The 19,924-nt window shown below is 47.2% G+C and carries 14 protein-coding genes and 2 tRNA genes; 8 read left to right on the top strand and 8 right to left on the bottom strand.

Going from position 1 to position 19,924, the window contains the following annotated elements; all coding sequences use genetic code 11:
* Positions 1 to 11 precede the first annotated feature (11 nt).
* Positions 12 to 1,517: a sodium/proline symporter PutP gene (putP, locus tag AC121Z_RS10635; RefSeq protein WP_498124006.1), complete on the bottom strand. Its 1,506-nt coding sequence runs from the start codon at positions 1,515 to 1,517 to the stop codon at positions 12 to 14.
* A gap of 273 nt (positions 1,518 to 1,790) precedes the next feature.
* On the opposite strand from putP, the gene AC121Z_RS10630 reads away from it, so the two are divergent.
* From AC121Z_RS10630 to AC121Z_RS10615, 4 genes are all read left to right on the top strand, one after another.
* Positions 1,791 to 2,291 carry a MarR family winged helix-turn-helix transcriptional regulator gene (locus AC121Z_RS10630; RefSeq protein ID WP_498124005.1) on the top strand — a complete coding sequence of 167 codons (501 nt, stop codon included), beginning with the start codon at positions 1,791 to 1,793 and terminating at the stop codon, positions 2,289 to 2,291.
* Between the two features lie 65 nt (positions 2,292 to 2,356).
* Complete coding sequence (locus AC121Z_RS10625; RefSeq protein WP_498124004.1) at positions 2,357 to 2,890, top strand: DUF3010 family protein; 534 nt, start codon at positions 2,357 to 2,359, stop codon at positions 2,888 to 2,890.
* Positions 2,891 to 2,911: 21 nt separating this feature from the next.
* Positions 2,912 to 5,995 carry an efflux RND transporter permease subunit gene (locus tag AC121Z_RS10620; protein WP_498124003.1) on the top strand — a complete coding sequence of 1,028 codons (3,084 nt, stop codon included), beginning with the start codon at positions 2,912 to 2,914 and terminating at the stop codon, positions 5,993 to 5,995.
* The gene (locus AC121Z_RS10615) at positions 5,979 to 7,022 is read left to right on the top strand and encodes an efflux RND transporter periplasmic adaptor subunit (protein WP_498124002.1); all 1,044 of its coding nucleotides are present in this window, start codon (positions 5,979 to 5,981) and stop codon (positions 7,020 to 7,022) included. The genes AC121Z_RS10620 and AC121Z_RS10615 overlap by 17 nt, the downstream gene beginning before the upstream one ends.
* Positions 7,023 to 7,055: 33 nt before the next feature.
* Here the strand turns inward: AC121Z_RS10615 and AC121Z_RS10610 are convergent, their stop codons facing one another.
* Both AC121Z_RS10610 and glpK read right to left on the bottom strand, forming a co-directional pair.
* Positions 7,056 to 8,678 (bottom strand): response regulator, encoded by a 1,623-nt coding sequence (locus tag AC121Z_RS10610; RefSeq protein WP_498124001.1) that lies wholly within the window; start codon positions 8,676 to 8,678, stop codon positions 7,056 to 7,058.
* A 72-nt stretch (positions 8,679 to 8,750) separates the two neighbouring features.
* Positions 8,751 to 10,244: a glycerol kinase GlpK gene (gene glpK / locus AC121Z_RS10605; protein ID WP_498124000.1), complete on the bottom strand. Its 1,494-nt coding sequence runs from the start codon at positions 10,242 to 10,244 to the stop codon at positions 8,751 to 8,753.
* Positions 10,245 to 10,402: 158 nt separating this feature from the next.
* On the opposite strand from glpK, the gene AC121Z_RS10600 reads away from it, so the two are divergent.
* A complete protein-coding gene (locus AC121Z_RS10600; RefSeq protein ID WP_498123998.1) occupies positions 10,403 to 12,043 on the top strand; it encodes a glycerol-3-phosphate dehydrogenase/oxidase in 1,641 nt (546 codons plus the stop codon).
* An 18-nt stretch (positions 12,044 to 12,061) separates the two neighbouring features.
* Here the strand turns inward: AC121Z_RS10600 and AC121Z_RS10595 are convergent, their stop codons facing one another.
* A complete protein-coding gene (locus AC121Z_RS10595) occupies positions 12,062 to 13,405 on the bottom strand; it encodes an APC family permease (protein ID WP_498123997.1) in 1,344 nt (447 codons plus the stop codon).
* A gap of 347 nt (positions 13,406 to 13,752) precedes the next feature.
* On the opposite strand from AC121Z_RS10595, the gene AC121Z_RS10590 reads away from it, so the two are divergent.
* Positions 13,753 to 14,703, top strand: a complete 951-nt coding sequence (locus tag AC121Z_RS10590; protein ID WP_498123996.1) for an IS110 family RNA-guided transposase — start codon at positions 13,753 to 13,755, stop codon at positions 14,701 to 14,703.
* A gap of 65 nt (positions 14,704 to 14,768) precedes the next feature.
* Here the strand turns inward: AC121Z_RS10590 and AC121Z_RS10585 are convergent, their stop codons facing one another.
* From AC121Z_RS10585 to AC121Z_RS10570, 4 genes are all read right to left on the bottom strand, one after another.
* On the bottom strand, positions 14,769 to 15,020 hold the full coding sequence (locus tag AC121Z_RS10585; RefSeq protein WP_498123995.1) for a hypothetical protein: 252 nt from the start codon (positions 15,018 to 15,020) through the stop codon (positions 14,769 to 14,771).
* A 569-nt stretch (positions 15,021 to 15,589) separates the two neighbouring features.
* The gene (locus tag AC121Z_RS10580; RefSeq protein ID WP_498123994.1) at positions 15,590 to 15,931 is read right to left on the bottom strand and encodes a hypothetical protein; all 342 of its coding nucleotides are present in this window, start codon (positions 15,929 to 15,931) and stop codon (positions 15,590 to 15,592) included.
* Positions 15,932 to 16,467: 536 nt separating this feature from the next.
* Positions 16,468 to 16,543: transfer RNA gene (locus AC121Z_RS10575), tRNA-Val, on the bottom strand.
* A 27-nt stretch (positions 16,544 to 16,570) separates the two neighbouring features.
* Positions 16,571 to 16,646, bottom strand: a tRNA-Val gene (locus AC121Z_RS10570).
* Positions 16,647 to 16,820: 174 nt separating this feature from the next.
* On the opposite strand from AC121Z_RS10570, the gene AC121Z_RS10565 reads away from it, so the two are divergent.
* Both AC121Z_RS10565 and AC121Z_RS10560 read left to right on the top strand, forming a co-directional pair.
* On the top strand, positions 16,821 to 18,530 hold the full coding sequence (locus AC121Z_RS10565) for a DUF1800 domain-containing protein (protein ID WP_498123993.1): 1,710 nt from the start codon (positions 16,821 to 16,823) through the stop codon (positions 18,528 to 18,530).
* Between the two features lie 97 nt (positions 18,531 to 18,627).
* Positions 18,628 to 19,905 (top strand): DUF1501 domain-containing protein, encoded by a 1,278-nt coding sequence (locus AC121Z_RS10560; RefSeq protein WP_498123992.1) that lies wholly within the window; start codon positions 18,628 to 18,630, stop codon positions 19,903 to 19,905.
* Positions 19,906 to 19,924 lie beyond the last annotated feature (19 nt).

The raw sequence follows: 19,924 nt of genomic DNA, 5'->3' as shown, positions 1-19,924 counted from the left end.
CGAACCTCTATTTATGAATGTTGGGTCACAAGTTGTTGCGTCTTTTCGAATTCATCTTGAACTTGCTGCGACGGTGACGCGTCAAGTGCAGCGACGCCCATAATGGTGGTAAAGCTCACGAGAAAGCCGGGTATAATTTCATACACCACAGAGCTCAAAGTAGCGCCGTCTGCCAACACCGGTACGTAGATCCAAAACAATACCGTGGCTGCGCCCGAGACGATGCCCGCGATCGCGGCTTTATGCGTCAAGTTCGCCTTGTACAAGCTACACAGCACCAGAGGGCCAAACGCAGCGCCAAAGCCTGCCCAAGCGTTACTCACGATACCTAAGATGGTATTGGAACGGTCAAAGGCGAGCATGGCAGCTACCAACGCAACACCCACCACGCCAAAACGACCGATCATCACCGAGCGATTGTCGTCTTGCTGAGTAACATCTGTTTGGCGAAATACGCGGTATAAATCTTCAGTTAACGAACTGGCAGAGACTAACAGCTGTGATGAAATCGTGCTCATGATCGCCGCTAAAATGGCTGCGAGTAGGAAGCCACTGATCAACGGATGGAACAGGATTTCTGAAAAAATAATAAAAATCGTCTCCGCATCGGCCACTGCCAAATCGAATTTATTGGCGTAAGCAATACCGACCAGTCCCGTGCCCAGGGCTCCGATTATGGTAACCAGCATCCAGCTCATGCCAATGTTGCGTGCGGTGGCAATATCTTTAATCGAACGGATTGCCATAAATCGTACGATGATGTGCGGCTGACCGAAATATCCCAAGCCCCAAGCTAAAGCGCTCAGCAGCCCTAGTAATGAAAGCTGCGTCAACCCGTCAGTTACCGATGGGATCGACTGGGTGGCGAATGCGTTCATTTCACTCACGCTGTCAAACGACTGAAAGGCAACCACTGGAACTAATACCAGTGCGATAAACATAATGCAGCCTTGTACAAAGTCAGTCATGCTGACCGCGAGGAAGCCACCGAGTAGGGTATAACCCACGACTACGCCAAGCGTAACAAATAAGCCAATGTGGTAATCAACCGCAAACGCAGATTCAAATAACTTACCGCCAGCGACGAGGCCTGCACTGGTGTACAGGGTAAAAAACATCACGATGATGATTGCCGATACGATACGCACTGTTTGCTTGTCACCACCAAATCGATTGGCGAAAAATTCGGGTAGCGTTAGAGAGTCGCCAGCGACTTCTGTGTATACGCGCAGTTTCGGTGCCACGAGGAAGTAGTTTGCCAGCGCGCCAAGCAACAGACCCAAAGCAATGTAAACAGTCTCAAAGCCAACCAAAAACATAGCACCGGGTAAACCCATCAGCATCCATCCGCTCATGTCGGATGCACCTGCAGACAATGCCGTTACATGAGGACTTACCTTACGACCACCCAGCAGGTAGCCAGAAACATCATCAGTGGATGTACGGTACGCAAACACCCCAATTCCCAGCATGGCAAGGAAGTAAATGCTAATGGATATCCATTGCGTAAACTCCATTTAAAGACCTCTCTAAATAGTTTCTATAAAAATAATTAGTATGCGAACTATTATGATGCGTTAAATTGGTTACGAAATCAACCTAAATGGAATCTATGTTGGATTTTAGCGTGGTTTTAGTGCGTTTTATATTGCATTAATGATTAGTGTAGAAGTTATTATGTGATTTGTGTTACTGTTTTATGGTCGCGTTGAAAATAGTTTTAACGATTTCGGCGGATCGAAACAAAAACGACGGCAGCGCACACGTTTGGACAAACTCTATCGATAGGCATGATCAAAACCAACACTATGAGAGAGCAACGCTACGACGAATTACTCATTGCCTTGCGTAAGGTCACGCGAGCCATTGACTTGTATTCTAAGAAACTAAAAAAAGAAACCGGTCTTACGAGTCCGCAATTATTAGTTTTGCATGAGATCGATAATCAGGATGGGGTACTAGCGAAAGATATCGCGAATGCCATTAATTTAAGTTCTGCCACAGTCACCAGTATTTTAGATCGGCTCGAAGCCAATCACTATGTGGTAAGGGAACGGTCGGAACAAGATAAACGCAAAGTATTATTGCATTTGTCAGAGCGCGGAAAGCAAGCCATGCAAGATTCTCCCAGACCGTTACAAGCACACTTTATCCAACGTTTTGATCAGTTAGAGTCGTGGGAGCAAAGTATGATGATCGCCAATATGCAGCGTATCGCATCAATGATGAATGCCGAAGACATTGATGCATCACCGGTGCTTGATGTGGACATGCTCAATCATTCATATTGATTGCACATCCTATGACGCGAACGTGATCGACTGATCAAAATCTTCCCCTAGCAGCTTAAGTTAAAGTGAGTGCTCAGAACGCCAGTGAATTTACCGTTAGCGGGTATGAATCTGTGAGTAAATCGGCGACAATGGGCACTCTTAACTTACGAGACTACTATATGCTCATTTGTGGCGTCGACATCCAAGGCACTGAAGCCGTGATTTGCTTACTTGAATACCGGGAAGGTGTATTTTTTATGCCTGATTGTCGGGTACGGAAATTAGCGTTGAGTAAACGAAACCGCACCACCGACATTCGTTATTTTCAGTCCAGTTTTAAACAGCTCATGGGCGATTACAAAGTCACTCGTGTGGTGATCCGTGAACGGCCATTGACCGGCAAGTTTTCGGGTGGAGCATTAGGCTTTAAAATGGAAGCGGCGATCCAGTTGATTGACTCTCTTGAGGTTGAAACCCTTGGTGGACAACAAATGAAAGCCTCATTAAAGCGTCATCCTGTGGCAGTTAATTTTAAAGAAACCGGACTCAAGCAATTTCAAGAAGGTGCATTCCATGTGGCTCATGCTGCGCACATGGGAGGCTTTGACGCAGAATAATTTGATTCCTTAAGGATCAACGTGAAACTGACCAACAGCAGTCTACATAACCCCATCGCGGTGGTAATTATTACGTTCATGGTACTAGCTTTGGGCGTTATTTCCTTATTTAAGATCCCTGCTCAGCTCTTGCCGAACATTGAGAAGCCGATAATTACCGTGATCAGTTCCTGGCCGGGGGCATCACCGGCTGAAATTGAGTCGGAACTTACCGTGCCCATTGAAGAAGTATTGGTCGGTACGCCCGGCATGACTGATATGGTAGCTTGGAGCATGTCGGATTTTGGCTTTATGCAGTTGGAATTTGCGCTGGAAACTGACATGACACGCGCCCTGATAGACGTGATCAGTCGGCTTAATCGCCTGCGTCCATTACCCGCCAATGCGCAAAAACCACAGATCATGATGGGGGAGTGGGGGGACGCCAACGACACCTTAATTGATTATTTTATTCAAAACGAAGAAGGCATCACGCGTGCTCAAAAACAGGCCAACAGTAACTTTGTTCGCGACTTTGTCCTACCCGAATTACAAGCCCTGTATGGGGTTTCACGCATTGAGTTTGATGATGGCAGCTGGGGCGACGGTGAACAATTGCAAATCGTTTTTGATATATACCGGGCTGCCGATTTAGGTATTGATATATCGCAAATCCCCGCTCTGGTAGGGCGTTCACAGGATATGTCTAGTGGCTTTGTGGATATTGGCCGCAAGCAATATACCGTGCGCTTTGAAGGGCGCTATGACATTGATGAGTTAGCCAATTTGATCCTCGAAGAGCGTGATGGCGTGGAGATCAAATTGGGTGATATTGCACGGGTTGAAGTAGGTCCCGGCCGTGCGGGTGGCTTCATCTATCAAAATGCCAATCCGGCATTTCGTCTAGCAGTATCGAAAACCAATGATGCCAATGTACTTGAAGCCTTAGATGGCGTTAAGCGAAAAATGGATGAACTCAATCAGACGGTGTTTGCTGAGCGTAACATGTACGCACAGTTTTCCTTCGATCCGGGTTTGTATATTAAACGCTCCATGGGCCTACTAACCAGCAACTTGATTGTCGGGATGTTGTTCGCGGTTTTTGTGTTATGGCTGTTTTTGCGCCAGTGGCGTGCCACGCTGTTAATTGCTACGGCAATCCCTGTATCCCTGTTAGCCACGTTTGTGGTGTTGAACTTTGCCGGGCGCTCGCTCAATGTGATTTCTCTCGCTGGGCTCGCATTCGCAACGGGTATGGTGCTTGATGCTGCTATCGTGGTACTGGAAAACATTGTGCGCTTGCGTGAAAAGGGGGCCAGCGTGGATGTGGCGGCCTCCGAAGGTCCAACCCAAGTCTGGGGTGCATTACTGGCCTCAACCGCCACCACGGTCGCGATTTTTATTCCGATCATGTTTTTAGAAGACGCCGAAGGCCAAATGTTTGCCGATTTGGCGTTAACCATCGCCATCGGTATTTCCGTGTCGTTAATTGTCGCGATTACTCTGCTGCCAACCGGTGCCAAGTACTTCTTGCGCAGTGATGATCTGGCCGAAGGCAAAGCCCATAACCATTGGCAAGGGATGGTGCGGGCACTGATGGTACTCAGTAATACCACTGCCAAACGTTGGTTCTGGGTGACAGGGCTGATCTCTGTGCCTTTGGCGTGCATGATCCTATTGTGGCCAACGAGTAATTATCTGCCCCCGGTGAAGCGTGATACGGTCGATAGTTTCTTGTTTTTCCCGCCGGGGACTAACGTGGCCACTGCGGATCGTGAAATTGCCCAATTGATTGCGAAGCGCCTAGAGCCGCATTTGAGTGGTGAGAAAATGCCGCACGTGCGGGACTATTTTTTCTGGTCTTTTCCTGGCGGCTCTGGCGGTTGGTTGGCGCTGAATGGCGCTGAAGGAACTGATTTGGATGTGCTGCAGCAAACCATTCAGCAGGACATCATTAGTGGCATTCCCGATATGTTTGGATTTTCCATGCGGCGCAGTTTGTTTGGCGGATTTAGCGACACTAATAGCGTACGTATAGAGATCACCAGTACTGATCTGGCTGCCGCGAAAGGCGCGGCAATGATGGGCATGGGTCTGGTTATGCAAGCAATCCCAGGCGCCACTGCGAACCCAGAACCCGACCCGTTTTCTGAAACCACAGAATTACGCTTTATGCCCAATGATAGTCGCCTTAAAGAAGTGGGGTGGACGCGGGATAATCTCGCCGCGGTGATTGCTCAGCTAGGTCAGGGGTTGTGGCTGGGTGAATACTTTGATGGGCAGGAACGCTTGGATATTTATCTAAAAACTGAACGCTTCGCAACACCTGAAGCGCTGGCCGAATTGCCGGTGAGCACCCCAAAGGGCGGCGTTTTACCGTTGTCTGAATTGGTTGAGATTGACACCGTTTTGGCCCCTAGCGCCATTGTGCGTATGGAGCGCAAACGGGGGTACAGTTTAGTGGTAAATCCACCCCAAGATATGTCACTAGAGGCACTCATTGATGCTTTGGAAGAGCGTGTTGAACCGCAATTATTAGCACAGCTGCCAGCCGATGCATCGGTGCAATATACGGGGAGCGCTGAAGATTTAGCGCGAGCGATGTCTACCTTGAGCCTTAACTTTGTCCTCGCCTTCTTATTATTACTATTGATCATGACTGGTTTATTTAAGTCGTTGAAGGCGGCTTTGCAAGTGTGTATTGCCCTGCCTCTCGCAGGCGTGGGAGGCGTTTTAGCCATTCAGGTGCTCAACCTGTTCAAGTCGCAGCCGCTGGATCTGCTCGGTATGATCGGGTTTATTATTTTACTTGGGCTCGTGGTGAATAATGCCATTTTGCTTGTTGCGCAGACCCGCGACGGCTTAAAAGCGGGTTTACGGGTAGAAGATGCGGTAGAGCAGGCGCTATCCATCCGCTTGCGACCGATATTCATGAGTACTTTAACCAGTTTATTTGGCATGCTACCTTTGCTGTTGATCCCCGGTGATGGCAGTGATATTTACCGCGGGATGGCGGCAGCAATTGTTGGTGGTATGAGTGTTTCTACCGTGTTTACCCTAATACTTTTACCTTGCTTACTACAACTGACTTTTACTCAGAGAAAACCTAATGCGACCACTGTTTAACCTTCACTTATCTTTGTTTGCGCTTGCACTGGCTGTCACCAGTGTTGGTGTGTGGGCGCAAGAGATGCCGCCGGCACAAGTCGAAGTGGTCAGCGCTGAGCGCATGGACTTGGCACCCAGCATGCAGCTCAAAGGGAATGTCGTAGCGCTGCAAGATGCTGTGATCTCTGCCGAAGTCGAAGGGCGCTTGGTGAATGTGGAATATGTAGGGGGCAAATTTAACCAAGGAGCGACATTAGCACAACTTGACGATGCCCGCGCACGTTGGGCGTTGACTAGTCGTGCGGCGGATTTAGCGGCACTGAAGGTGGATTTAGAGTTTCGCCAAAGTGAAGTTGAACGCTTTGAACGACTCGCCAGCCAAGATAACGCTTCGAAGAATCAACTACAACGCGAGCGTGCCGCGATGTTGCGCATTGAACAAGAAATTGCGAGCGCCAACGCGTGGTTACAGAATGCCCAACGCGCACTGGATGATACCCGCGTGAAAGCACCGTTTGCTGGCGTTATCGCTGAACAATTTGCGCACACCGGCGAGTATATTCGGATCGGTGACCCCATTGTGCGCTATGTTAATGAATCACTAAAAGATCTATCCATACCCGTGCCTATCCGGTTGCTAAATTTGCTCAGTGAAGGCCTGTCGATCAGCGTTGAACATGGCGATCACGCGCACGATTTTCCGATCCGAAAAATCGTCCCCATCGGAGATCCAGCTTCACGTATGGCTGAAATTCGTCTTAACGTGAGTGAAAGCCACTTGATCATTGGTGATTCGGTGACGGCAGATATCCCAGTACAAATGCCTGAATCTGTAGTTGCTGTGCCGCGCGATGCTTTGGTTATTCGCGGTAATCAGCGCTTTATTTATGTAGTGGATAGCAACAATACCGCGCAACAAATCACGGCGAATGTGCGCTTTGCTGATGGTCCTTGGGTGGTTCTGACTGAAGGCGTAAATGCGGGAGATAAAGTGATTATTCGTGGCGCTGAACGCTTACAACCAGAAAGCAAGGTAAGCTATTAGCGGTTCGCTTCTACACTCAATTATTTCATCGCTCTAGACCACGTCCTTCAAAAAGCTTTTTACGTTATGATATCGCTGCTCTTGCTCAGGGGTTAGCGTGCCATTCTCGATGGCTTTGATGCAGTTACGCACTAACGTGGGCGTATTATCGGCCACGCCTTTTTCTCGGATCTCCACGGCGGTCGCTTGGAGTAAATTAAGCGCGATAGAAGGGTTCTTCGGCATGATAGTAAACGCCTGGCGGAAAATATGCAGAGCTTCGTCCAAATCGCCCTTTTGGTAATGGGTAACCGCGGCATTATTAAGCTCTTTTGGACTGGATTGGATCGCGGTCTTTTCATGCTTCTCTTGCTCGATGTAATGTAAAAACAACTCACCTTGCTCGGGATCATGCTTACAGCGTCGTTCAATTACATCTAACATATTTAACGCATGTTCTACCAAGCCAACTTCATGAAAGGCTTTGGCTTTGTCGAGCAATCCCTCCATGGGCTCGGCTTCCCATGCCTCATTACTTAACTGGCTGAGGAGCGCTTTTGCATTATCAGTTTCGTCCTGCAGGTACAACAAGCGCGCATCGATTACTTTAACCTGATCATCAACATCCGCCTTGGGGAAGTGGGATTTAAGCTGCTTGAGGTACTCAGTGGTTTGCTTGATCAACTTGTACGTTTGTGACTCATCTGCCGTCATGGCAAAATCAATCCCGGCGCGTGCCACTGCCAGATAGTTTTCCGGCTTATCATGGATCGAATGTTTGGCAAATTTTACGATCCGCTTAGCCGCTTCAAACTGGGCCGCATAGTCGTGGGTGATGCGGGACAACTCCATCGCCGTTTTATGGCGGCGAATATTGCGTGGTGACAATTCCGTCGCGACTTCTACACTCTCCAGCGCATCATCAAATTCTTGTTGTTTGATTTGTAGAGCAGTCAATAAGTCGTAGGCCGCAAGCTTACAATCTGGCTTAAAGGCAAGCTCTAGTATGCGTTTTTCAGCATCGTCGTCATGGTCAGTTTTGATCAGTGCACGTACTAACCCCAACTGCGCCCAAGCAAAGGATTGCACGTTAAGTATTGCCTGATAAAAATCGATGGCTTGTTCAAAGAAGCCACATTGTTCCAGCAATTCGCCCTTGGTTTTTAATGCCAAAGGAAAGAATTCGGAATTTTTCGGTTCTCCCAAAAAGTTTTCTAACAGGGCGAGGGCTTTTTCGGGTTGTTGGCGTTCCATTAGCTGGTAAATGGGTTTGAGTGCTTGCTTGCGTTGCAGCACGCGTGTTAAGCGCTTATCCAATTCACGCACAGTAAAGGGTTTAGCAAGGAAGTCATCCGGCTGCAATTCAACGATACTGTGCACAATATCCGGGGTTGTATCAGCACTAATAAAAACGAAAGCGGTACTCGGCGCGATGTCACCATCTTGTTTGAGCTGATCGTAGAGGTAATAGCCGTCCTGTTCGTTTTTGAGATCATAGGAACAAATGATCAAATCAAAATAGTCACGCCGAATGGTCGCCAGTGCCTGATTCACCTTGTCGTTGTACTCAATGTTCTGAAAACCTAGCTCTTCCAACGAGTACTTCATGTAGCCCTTGGCTAAAACCTGATCATCAATGATGAGGACTTTGGATTGTCGGGCTAGTTTTAAATTCATACTCAGTTCAACGGCTTGGCTGTAATTAGGTTATCGTACATCAGCGCAAAATTTTGAGCTATTTTACCTGTGTTATTGGATTTCACGAGCAAACAGTTGAGTAGCATTAACCGCCGCTTGCCAACGCTGCAGGCTTCGTTTTCGTTGCGCATTATCCATCTGACTGTCAAAACAACGGTCGACTGGATTTTGCTGGCTTAGCGTGTCCAAATCTGCGTACACGCCACATTGCAGCCCAGCCAAATAAGCCGCGCCCAAGGCGGTAGTTTCCATAACCTGAGGCCTAACGACCGCAACATCAATGATATCTGCTAAATACTGACACACCCAGTCGTTATTCACCATCCCCCCATCAACGCGGACGGCTTGTACATCGATGCCGTCTTGTTGCATTGCCGAGAGGAGATCATGGGTTTGAAAACACACCGACTCCAGTGCCGCGCGGGCCAAATGTGCTTCGGTGGTACCGCGGGTTAACCCAAAGACACTGCCACGCGCATGCGGATCCCAATGCGGCGCGCCCAGCCCGGCAAAGGCCGGCACCAGTACTACCCCATGACTGTGCTCTACGGTTTCAGCCAGAGCTTTAGTTTGTTTGGCATCGCTGATCACTTTAATGCCATCGCGTAACCATTGCACCGCTGCACCGGCGATAAAAATTGACCCTTCCAATGCATAAGCCGTCTTGCCGCCAATGCTATAACCCACGGTAGTTAATAATTGATTGCTGGAAAACCGCGGCGTGTCGCCTGTATTGACCAGCGCAAAACAGCCGGTGCCATAGGTGCTTTTAAGACTACCTGGAGAGAAGCAACACTGGCCGATTAACGCGGCCTGTTGATCGCCTGCTACACCACCAATTGGATATTCCTGCGCTAGCACCCCGGGAGCGGTAGTGCCGAAATCATCAGCGCTTTGCTTGATTGTCGGTAGCAACGAGCGGGGCACAGTAAACAGCGCTAAGAGCGAATCATCCCATTCCAGGGTATTAATATTCATCAGGTTGGTGCGACTGGCATTCGTTGTGTCGGTGGCATGTACTTTGCCATTGGTTAATCGCCAAATGAGGAAAGTATCGATGGTTCCAAACGCCAGTTCACCCGCTTCAGCGCGTGCGCGCGCACCGTCGACGTGATCCAATATCCAAGCGATTTTGCTGGCCGAAAAGTAGGGATCTAAACGCAAGCCACTGCGCGCTGAAATATCATGCCCTTGCTCAGAGAGAGTACTGCATTGCTGTGCTGTGCGCCGGTCTTGCCACACGATGGCATTATAAATGGGTTTGCCGGTGGCGCGTTCCCACATCACAGTGGTTTCACGCTGATTGGTGATCCCAATACCTGCAATCGTAAAGCCGCGATCTTCCGCGCTGGCGATCGCTTGCTGGCAGACACTGAGGGTGGTAGACCAAATTTCTTCCGGATCATGCTCAACCCATCCATCGTCAGGATAATGCTGGGTAAACTCTTGTTGCGCCGTGCAAATAATTTCGGCGGTCGGTGAAAATACGATGGCACGGCTTGAGGTGGTGCCTTGATCAATGGCAAGGATAGCTGTCTTTGGCATATTTATTGTCTTATTTATATTATTATTTAATTGTTATAGTATCTTTACCGCAATCAGGTTTCAAATTGGGTGACTACGTTCAATGTAGGCCATCGAACCTTATCTCTCAACAGGAAATAACAAAAACGTTTAAGATGCTGTCACTAAGGTGCTAATCTATGAATGAGGCAGGTTTAAAAGGTGAAGAAATGCGCGATAAAAAGCTGCGTGAGACCAACATCAAAAAATTATCGACATCAACCTTTGATGTGTTGATCATCGGTGGTGGCATCAATGGTGCCGTCTCGGCAGCAGCATTGGCAAAAAAGGGCGCCAAAGTCGCGTTAGTTGATAAGGGCGACTTTGCTGGATTTACCTCATCGAACTCATCCAATTTGGCCTGGGGTGGGATCAAGTATTTAGAAAACCATGAGTACCTGCTGGTTAATAAACTCTGTAAAAGTCGTAATCACTTAATGCGCAGCTATCCTTCAACCGTTAAAGAGATCCGCTTTTTAACAACGTTGCAGAAAGGCTTTCGCTTCCCGCATTGGTTTGTTTACCTCGGCGCGTGTTTGTATTGGCTGATGGGGCGCTTTTTTACCCAAGCGCCCAAGTTACTCAGTGCCGCACAAATTAAAGCGCGTGAGCCAGCCATCAATGTCGCTAATGCCGCGGGTGGCTTAGAGTATTCGGATGCGTTTTTATTTGATAATGACGCGCGCTTTGTATTCAATTTTATTCGCTCCGCGATGGATAACGATGCATGCGTGGCCAATTATATTCAGGCGACACAAGCGATGCGCGTTAACGGGGTATGGCATGTTGATATGGAGTGTCAGGAAAGTGATCAGCGTTTTAGCGTAACCGCAAAAACGATCGTCAATGCCTGTGGACCCTATGTCGACACCTTTAATCAGCTGAATCGAGTAACTACCGAGCACTCTCATGTATTTTCCAAGGGCGTGCATTTGTTAGTGAGAAAACTGACCCAAGTGGATAAGGTTCTAGCATTTTTTGCCTCTGATGGGCGGCTGTTTTTTGTTATTCCGATGGGTAAGCGCACGTGCATCGGTACAACAGATACTCAGGTAGATAAACCTGAGACAGAAGCCACGGAAGCCGACCGACAATTTATTTTGGATAACGTGAATAAACTACTGGCGTTACCCGAGCCGTTGACGATGGCTGATGTGATTGCTGAGCGTTGCGGCGTTAGACCGCTGGCAGTAAAAGGTAGTGGTGGTAAAGCTGATTGGGTGCAGTTGTCGCGCAAACATGCCATTGACGTGGATCCTAAGCAGCAGTTTATTAGTGTATTCGGCGGTAAGCTGACCGATTGTATCAATGTGGGCGAAGAGATCAGTGCGCATGTGGCAGCTCTGGGGATTGATTTACCGGATCCTAAAGCGAAGTGGTATGGAGAGTCGACAGAGGCTTTCAAACAAGCGTTTTTACGCCGAGCTAAATTGATGGATTTAGATGCACTAACGCCGGCTTACTGCTCTGAACCATTAACCACACGCTTATGGCGGCGCTACGATGCCAATGCCATCCAAATCTTGGATGAAATTCAACGTGATCCCTCACAAGCCGAGCAGTTGATCGAGAACGCTGAGTACATTCGTGCTGAACTGCACTATGCCGCTCGACGCGAGATGATTACGCGCTTGGAAGACTTTTTACGCCGCCGCTCGAAGATAGAGATGGTGCTAACCAAAGCTGAAATTGTCTCTGCCAGGGGGCTGCAAGAAGCCTGTGCGATTTTATTCGGTGAAGAGGCCGAGACAAAGCTGCAAGAATATATCGACGGGCATTAACTATCGTTACTGCGTTTGTCAGTTACCATTTTGAGAAGCGTTGTTTCTTGAATAGAACCACGATCCAAGGGTTAATAGCATGTAAATCGCTCCAATAAAGAACATTTGCTGGGGTTGATTAGTGAATTCATAATAAAAAATCAAAATTGTTCCAACCATAAGCCCGATGATAGAAATAACAGTAATAATCGGCGAGGAATTGGTTAAGTGTTTAATTTTATAATTAGCATATGCCATTAACAGTGATACTAATAGGAAGGTGACACTACCAAATTCTAGGATTACTTGAAGGCTGCCAGCCAGCACAAGAACAAATGCCAGCACAGACATACATATGATTGAATAGATAGGTATGTGGTTAATTTGTTTACCAAGTATACTGGGGAAATAGCCATCTCGAGCAATTACAGCCATTTGTCTTGATGCCCCGAATACCGTGCCGCTAATTGCGCTACTAGTTGCAAGTAAGGCACCTACAATTATGAGCTCAGTTCCCCAGTGCCCTAACACATGTTCAGCACCAGAAGCCAATGCATATTCTTTGTTTTTGATTATCTCATCGAAAGGGATAGCAAGTATGGCGCCGAGTGAAATAACAACATAAATTAAAGCGGCGAGAAATATAGCTGAATAAATAGCTTTCGGGATATTGATTTCCGGCGTTTCCATTTCATTAACGGCGTTAATTACGAGCTGAAATCCTTCATATGCCACAAACGTAATTGAAGCAACTATCAAGATAGTTAATGCGCTAGTGTCATTGTTATCTTGTAATAGTACAGGTAGCGTTGTTTGACTGTTGTTTATCAGGACAAATGAAACTAAAACTAGTATCGCCAGTTTCGTATAAACCATAATATCTTCAAGTTTACCCATACCTTTAACGCTCCATATATTGATTAGGGTAAAGATGAGTATTACGGTGCCAGCGACAAGTTTGCGCATCCATTCGCTATCAGCAAAAGAAAAGCTGCTGATAGCATAAGATGAGAAGGTATAGGCGTATAGAGCCAGTGTACTTATGTACCCAAAAATGACACACCAGCCAATTAACGAAGCAGCAAAAGGAGATTGAGGAAATGTTCTTTTATAAAATGAGTATGTGGCGCCTTCATCTTTATAATACACGCCTAATTTAATGTATGAATAGGCGGCTAGCGATGCGATCACCGCGCCAAGAATTATCGCCAAGGGTGTATAAGCGCCAATCATAGAAACAGAAATACCCAGAATGGTGAAGATCCCGCCACCCACCATTCCCCCAAGTGCAATAGCAATTAGCTCTGCAACGCCAAGTGCTTTGTTCCGTTTTCTATGGATGGAGCAGCTATGATTTTTTGTGAAAAAAGCCTTTTTTTTCAATTTAACTCCGAGTACCTAACACTTTGCATAAAGGGCAGCTACTTGTTGGCTAAACTTGCGCGCAGCGCGAGCCAGCGAGTAGGTGTCCCCACGAACGCAGTGAGGTTTGATGCATTTGTATGGATAATTCTTCCCTAAATTCACCTTTAATCCTTTTACAAGATGGGTAAAGTGAGGCCCAGACTTTGGCGGCCACCAAAGTTGGCTAAGTAGTAGTTCGATTGATGCGAGGTTCCTCTATTGAGAGACCGATAACAAACGTGAACGCTACTAAGCACTCCGAGCAACAACTCGAATAGTCGACTGAGCCTCGAGCTCGCATTTAGCAAACTAGAGTAAAGCTTATTATGAAAACACAAAGTGCGCAAAGAATTACGGTTGGTGTAGATACAGGCAAATCAGCATTAGATATTCATATTCGCCCACTGGGGATGGACCTAAGTGTAGCGAACGATGCTGAAGGTATTGCAACAGCGATAAAGCAATTAAAACCATTAAAGCCTGAGCGCATTGTGATTGAGGCGACAGGACGTCATGAATTAGCATTCGTTGTAGCCGCAGCAAAAGCAAAGCTTCCATTTGTTGTAGTTAACCCTATTCATGTAAAACGCTTTGCGGGTGCTATTGGGCGGCGAGCAAAAACGGATAGATTGGATGCCCAATTAATTGCCCATTATGGTGAAGCTATTGCACCGAAGCTGTCAGAACTTAAGCCAGATTCAATCAGGCTGATGGCGGATTTGGTTTCGCGTAGGAATCAGTTGCTCGTCATGCGTACGATGGAGAAGAACCGACTGAAGATAATGCCCAAAGCGCTAGTATCTATGATCAAGCCGATTGTGACAGCCTTGGATAAACAGATAGATAAGATTGATAGGAAACTAATTACACTGATAGAAAGTTGTCCAGATTATCGGACTAAAAGCGACCTTGTGCAGAGTATGCCAGGCATTGGTAAAACAGCAGCTGCTACGTTACTAAGTTATATGCCTGAGCTAGGCTGCATGAACAATAGACAAGCTGCGTCACTGATTGGCGTAGCGCCTATGAACAAAGAGAGTGGTAGATTCAAAGGCAAGCGAAAAATCCAAGGTGGAAGAGCACAAGTCCGAACAGTTTTGTATATGGCAATGATGTCAGCGATACAGTGCAATCCAGTCTTTAAACAAAAATATCAGCATCTAGTGACTGCGGGTAAACCCAAAAAAGTTGCGTTGGTAGCCTGTGTCAGAAAGATGATTATTATCTTGAATTCCATGGTGCGAGATGGAACTGAATGGGAAGCGGCTATGGCGTGATTTGAAGGAATTGACACCATAGTCGTTTGTTAGCTGTCGGAGTGCAAGACATCCTATGAATCCATTTAATAACCAATAAAAGACACCTCAGGTTTATAAACTAAAGCAACAATTACGAATATAACGATTAAAACGAAAAACAGGGTTTCAAGCGTACTATTGAGTAGCAGTTCTTTGAACATTTCCGCTTTATTTGGATTTTTCTTTTTATTGGCTACGTACAGTGAATAATAAATCTTCTTGTACTTTAAAACAGCAAGCAAGCCAACAATGCAACCGACGGTAAATAAAAGAACAGTAATCCATGAGCCGTACATTCAATTTCCTTTTGGCAGCTAACTTTCCGATAAGGGGCAACGAAGTGTGCGGCACGATTTCAGGAGGCCGTACACGTAGTTGTCCCAGCGACTGCAAGGAGCGAGCTTGATTGGCTTGTTAGAAATTGGCATGAGGAAAGGCCACTCGTCCTTGAAAAAACCTGAGTTGCAGAATACGACTTGGACTTAAATAAAACAAGCCATTGAGCCTAGACGAGGGTAGGGCGACCTAAAAACTGCCTTTGAGATAAAACACTTTAACGAAGCAGCAACTGAAGTTGTTTGATTGAAAAATAGCTCGAACAGGCGACGGCCTTAAATGAACTGTCGATGCAGAAAGGCGGCACACAACCGCGTTGTGTGCGCAGCAAAAAGTTAACATTCGCGTGGTGTGTTGATCGAAGAATTGAGGCTGAAGAACGTGCTGAAGTTGATACGACTTAAGCTAAAAGCGAAATGGTTTCTAACACCCCGATAAGGGGCAATTACTTGCATGCGAAAATCGCGGAGCCGCATGCGAGGAATTGTCCCAGCGAGCGCAGCGAGTGAGCTTGATCGGTTTGTTATAACTACTCATCCTCTTCATCCAATAAGAACTGTCTTAGCATTGGGCGAACTACTGCAAGAATAAGAACAATGATAACTAATGCACCCATGACAAGTTTAACTAATGGGAGAAACGTTGGTTGTTCCCAGATTTGACCGTTTATTTCTTTTTCTTCCTGTAGCTTTATGAATTCATCATATGCTGTATTTAAATCGCTATGCTTAGTTATTTCGGGGTATTCAATAACAAACCCTCTCTTTGCGAGAGCTACCCTTGCTAAGTCAGATTTCGCTTGGTCTACATACAGCATATGGTTTTTGACATCCGAGTAATACCTGATGTCTTCTTGGTCTAAAACGTCCACTATTTCAACGGAGTCTACTAGGCGCATATCTTGGATTAGAGGTCTGTATATAGGACTCTCTGTTCGAGCCCAGATCAGCACAAAATAGCAACAGTTACTGAAATAACCAAAGCAATGATTAGTTGAATTTGTCTACCTAGGGAATTAGAAATTTTATCTCTCCTTGAATGAAAAAAATCACCACTGCTACCTGTAGTTATAACAACTTATTGGACACCAATTTGGGGCAAATTTTTGCGCCAATCTGGTGTATTTTCTGTATTGCTAGTTTAGCGGATTGGCCTGGAGCGTCCAGCATTATTGACTTGGAATTTAATTGGACGTTTTGGGGGAATTTATTGTGCCAAATTGGTGGAATAGGCGGAGTCATCTATAAATCTCCGAGAACTGGTACTTTATACAGGCCTTTTTGGCTTGAAATTACCGATGGTTTGCTCGCAAAGTGTCGGTAAAACTGAATGGTTGTTAGCGGTGAACATCAAAAAGCGCATACAGCGATTTACCGTAACTGAATAAACATTAATAAAATGGGAAAGTGGTGGACGCTACTGGGCTTGAACCAGTGACCCCCGCCTTGTAAGGGCGGTGCTCTCCCAACTGAGCTAAGCGTCCGAAGAATTTTTTGTATTTTGAAAAGAGTGGTGGACGCTACTGGGCTTGAACCAGTGACCCCCGCCTTGTAAGGGCGGTGCTCTCCCAACTGAGCTAAGCGTCCATCTTTTCCCGCTGAAGCGGTTAAGTGGGCGGTATTATAGAGTCGTAACGCGCCCTGTCAACCGTAAATTTTACGTAAATTCCATTTGTTCAAATTGTGGTCAGAAATTGATTTGTCTAGACTCAATTAATGCTTAAAAAATGTGCGACGCTTAATTTTGTCGCTGGAACGTTTATGATGAAAGGTCTAATTCAGTTAACGTTGATTATCAGCTTAAGTCTGACGCTTGTCGCCTGTGGGGGTTCTGACAGTGGCGAAACTCCAACCCCGACTCCGACCCCGGAACCAACGCCCACTCCAACGCCTCCTCCCACACCGCAACCGCCTGAGCCTAGTCTTTGGGAACAACGGGTGGATGCCGCGCGTTTGCTCCAACAGGCGACTTTCGGAGCCACGTTAAATGCGATCGATGCCGTCGTTGAGGCTGGAGCCGAAACTTGGCTGGATGCGCAATTAGCCATGCCTGCCACTAGTCATGTTGAGTACTTAAATGCGCTTACCAATCAGGTCGAGCGAGAAGATATATGGCGCGAACATCGAATAGAGGCGTGGTGGAATGCCGCACTGCTGGCACCCGATCAAGTGCGCCAGCGAGTGGCCTATGCGCTGAGTCAGTTAATGGTCATTTCCGATAAAAGTATATTCTCTGAAGACCAATTTGGTATGGCCAATTATTATGATTTACTTGCTTCACATGCCTTTGGTAATTATCGCGATCTGCTTGAGGATGTTACGCGCTCTCCGATTATGGGTATGTACTTAAGTATGCTGGGTAATGAAAAGCCGGATAGCGCGAGAAATATTCGGCCGGATGAGAACTATGCCCGCGAGTTAATGCAATTATTCAGTATCGGACTGGTTGAATTAGATATCGATGGCTCGCCTATCATTGGCACCAACGGCGACCCGATCCCAACCTATGACCAAGCTATAATCGAAGCCTATGCGCACGTGTTTACTGGTTGGAATTTCAGCCCAGCGACCGAGTTTACTTGGTACAACTGGTGGCAGAATTACGATACCTTAAACTCGATGGAGCCCGTAGAAGCCTTTCATGATAAGGGCGAAAAGCAATTATTAAATCAAGTGGTTGTGCCAGCAGGGCAGTCTGCCGAGCAAGATCTGACGATGGCGCTGGATAGTTTGTTTATGCATCCCAATGTTGGGCCATTTGTGAGTCGGCACCTCATTCAACAATTGGTTACCAGTAATCCAACTTCTGCTTACATTGCGCGCGTTGCCAGCGTGTTTAATGATAACGGTGAGGGTGTTCGTGGTGACTTGGCGGCCACAATCAAAGCCGTACTGTTAGATGCAGAAGCGCGCAGTGGCCACCTTGATTTGCCTGAACAGTATGGCAAATTAAAAGAACCGATTATTAAGCAAGCGCAATTGTGGCGGGCATTTGCTGCGTATTCACCCAATCAGCGTATGCAATTAGGTTATCCCGATTATATCTTTAATCAGGCGCCTTTATCGTCACCTTCAGTATTCAATTTTTACTTACCAGACTATACCGAGCCGGGCGAGCTCGCGAGTAATCAACTGGTTGCCCCGGAACTACAAATTATCACTGAAACCTACGTGGTGCGAGCGACTAATTATATTGCTTATTCCACCCTGTGGGGGCATCAACAGCGGCGTGAGCCAGTCGAAGAGAAGGATATTTTAGTCTCATTTGACGCGCAGGTAGCGCTATTGGAGCAGCCTGACGAGCTATTGAAGCAGTTAAACCTGTTGCTTTTGTCTGGCGCAATGGTAGACGAGTACCGCACAATCCTACTAGATGCATTGGCGCTAACTGAGGGGTGGGAACCCGCTGATCGCGTAGCTAATCTGGTGTTTCTAATTCTTTCATCACCGCAGTTTGCGGTACAACGGTAGGGAGGTGTTCATCGTGCCGCTATCGAGAAGACAGTTTTTACAGCAATCCCTGATATCAGCTGGCTCGCTTACGACCGCCGCATCACTCGGAGTAAACTTGACCTTATCGCAAGCAGTTATGGCGCAAAGTTCGGCCCGGTTCAACGATTACAAAGCCTTGGTGTGCGTATTTTTATATGGTGGGAATGATTCATTTAATATGCTGGTACCGACCACTCCAAGCGATTACGCAGTGTATCAGAGTGTCCGTCAGTCGTTGGCGTATCCGCGCGAAACACTATTGCCCATAACCAGTGCAGTCCCGCCTGCCTATGCTGTCGGATTGCCGCCCAGTGCAGCGCCACTGCAGGAGCTATTTGCCGCCAATAAGCTTGCGTTTGTGTCGAATGTAGGCCCAATGCAACGGCCCTTATCAAAAGCCATGTTGCTGAATGACAACAGTTTGCTACCGCCTCAGCTGTTTTCGCACAATGATCAGCAAGCGCTCTGGCAAGCGGGCTCAATGAACACTGCGTCACGCACCGGCTGGGGCGGGCGAATGGCCGATTTATTGCACGACAGCAACGATACTTTATCGATGAACCTTACGTTGTTTGGCAACAATTTATTGCAAGCGGGTACGCAAGTGGTGCCGTTTGCAGTGTCTCCTGAAGGGCCTGAAGCGTTTGCTGCATTAAACCCAAATCAGTCTTGGGATGCTGAGCGGATCACCCTGTTTAATCGCATGCTCGAATTAAGTGCTAATCCGCTGGAGCGCGCATATGCCCGCAAACTAACCAGTGCTAACAACAATAATGAGCGCATTTTGACCGCGATAGAAAGCGTGTCGCCGAGCACGACCATTTACCCAGATGGCAACGATTTGGCCGCGCAACTACGCATGGTTGCCACCTTAATTGCCAGCCAACCGGTGTTAGCCCAGGCGCGGCAGATCTATTTTGTTGGCTTAGGCGGGTGGGATACTCACGACGCACAAGCGCAATTACATCCACAGTTACTGTCTACCTTAAGTCATGCATTGAAGTCTTTTCAGGATGATATCGATGCTCGAGGGTTAAGTGATAACGTAGTCACGTTTACTGCATCAGAGTTTGGTCGCACTCTCACCAGTAATGGTGATGGTACCGATCACGGTTGGGGCGGTCACCAATTGGTAATGGGGGGACCTGTTGACGGTGGTGTTGTGAAAGGGCAGTTACCGGCTCTGGCGCTCAATTCCGCGGATGACATTGGTGATGGGCGCATGATCCCAACTCTGGCACTTGAGCATTTAGGTAGTGAATTGGCCGCGTGGTTTGGCTTAAGTGATAACGAATTGGCTGCTGTATTTCCGAATTTAAGTGAATTTGATCGCAGCGCGTTGCAATTGTTTTAGTCGGGGGTTCGCTTCGCGC

This window comes from Alteromonas sp. DYW1 (assembly GCF_059752595.1).
Note: the sequence above shows the minus strand (reverse complement) of the source record. Positions and strands in the feature narration are given on the sequence as shown.

What these genes read in the sequence shown, in the direction of transcription:
- putP (WP_498124006.1), bottom strand. Translation starts at nt 1,517, where the DNA reads ATGGAGTTTACGCAATGGATATCCATTAGCATTTACTTCCTTGCCATG.
- AC121Z_RS10630 (WP_498124005.1), top strand. Translation starts at nt 1,791, where the DNA reads ATGATCAAAACCAACACTATGAGAGAGCAACGCTACGACGAATTACTC.
- AC121Z_RS10615 (WP_498124002.1), top strand. Translation starts at nt 5,979, where the DNA reads ATGCGACCACTGTTTAACCTTCACTTATCTTTGTTTGCGCTTGCACTG.
- AC121Z_RS10610 (WP_498124001.1), bottom strand. Translation starts at nt 8,678, where the DNA reads ATGAATTTAAAACTAGCCCGACAATCCAAAGTCCTCATCATTGATGAT.
- glpK (WP_498124000.1), bottom strand. Translation starts at nt 10,244, where the DNA reads ATGCCAAAGACAGCTATCCTTGCCATTGATCAAGGCACCACCTCAAGC.
- AC121Z_RS10600 (WP_498123998.1), top strand. Translation starts at nt 10,403, where the DNA reads ATGAATGAGGCAGGTTTAAAAGGTGAAGAAATGCGCGATAAAAAGCTG.
- AC121Z_RS10590 (WP_498123996.1), top strand. Translation starts at nt 13,753, where the DNA reads ATGAAAACACAAAGTGCGCAAAGAATTACGGTTGGTGTAGATACAGGC.
- AC121Z_RS10585 (WP_498123995.1), bottom strand. Translation starts at nt 15,020, where the DNA reads ATGTACGGCTCATGGATTACTGTTCTTTTATTTACCGTCGGTTGCATT.
- AC121Z_RS10565 (WP_498123993.1), top strand. Translation starts at nt 16,821, where the DNA reads ATGATGAAAGGTCTAATTCAGTTAACGTTGATTATCAGCTTAAGTCTG.